Source organism: Aeromonas sp. ZOR0002 (assembly GCF_963866995.1).
Classification (GTDB): Bacteria; Pseudomonadota; Gammaproteobacteria; order Enterobacterales; family Aeromonadaceae; genus Aeromonas; species Aeromonas caviae.
The window spans coordinates 1-325 of record NZ_CAWMFQ010000202.1 but is presented as its reverse complement, the minus strand read 5'-3'; the positions used below and the strand labels follow the sequence as shown (position 1 = coordinate 325).

Annotated in this window: 1 rRNA gene; it reads left to right on the top strand. The window is 54.5% G+C overall.

The features are described 5' to 3' along the window. A 16S ribosomal RNA gene (locus tag AACR77_RS11855) occupies window positions 1-325 on the top strand; the annotation flags it as partial.

The window sequence follows — 325 nt, the reverse complement described above, 5'->3', positions numbered from 1 at the left end:
GAAATGCGTAGAGATCTGGAGGAATACCGGTGGCGAAGGCGGCCCCCTGGACAAAGACTGACGCTCAGGTGCGAAAGCGTGGGGAGCAAACAGGATTAGATACCCTGGTAGTCCACGCCGTAAACGATGTCGATTTGGAGGCTGTGTCCTTGAGACGTGGCTTCCGGAGCTAACGCGTTAAATCGACCGCCTGGGGAGTACGGCCGCAAGGTTAAAACTCAAATGAATTGACGGGGGCCCGCACAAGCGGTGGAGCATGTGGTTTAATTCGATGCAACGCGAAGAACCTTACCTGGCCTTGACATGTCTGGAATCCTGTAGAGAT